This window comes from Larkinella sp. C7 (assembly GCF_006149005.1).
In the GTDB taxonomy this organism is placed as follows: Bacteria; Bacteroidota; Bacteroidia; order Cytophagales; family Spirosomataceae; genus Larkinella.
On the sequence record NZ_VBSL01000272.1, the window covers coordinates 1 to 321 of the forward strand.

Sequence of the window (321 nt, forward strand, 5' to 3'; positions counted from 1 at the left end):
CGATGTCCTCACTGGTAAATGCCTGATCTTGACCCGCTACATAAATCCGACCGTTAGGAGCAATAGCGGCAATCAAGCTCAAATGAGTACGACCCGCTTGCTCAACTAGTACTGGGGTCTGCCCACTAGGTGCCCAGGTATGAGCTAGTAAGGGTAATAAATAACAGGCCGACTCATCCACATACAAAACAATTCGCCCTTCATCTTTGGCTTTTTTTGAGCTCGGGCAAGCGCTCTTCTCGCCAGTGTGCAACTGCCTGCGGGTCTTGCTGGCGGGCTTTCCGCTGTGGTTTCTGCCGACTCCAGCCGACCTTCTTCAGA

Annotated in this window: 1 protein-coding gene; it reads right to left on the minus strand. The window is 52.3% G+C overall.

What is annotated here, in order from left to right:
• Positions 1 to 200 precede the first annotated feature (200 nt).
• The gene (locus FH871_RS35395; RefSeq protein ID WP_369008821.1) at positions 201 to 320 is read right to left on the minus strand and encodes a winged helix-turn-helix domain-containing protein; all 120 of its coding nucleotides are present in this window, start codon (positions 318 to 320) and stop codon (positions 201 to 203) included.
• Between the last annotated feature and the right edge of the window lies 1 nt (position 321).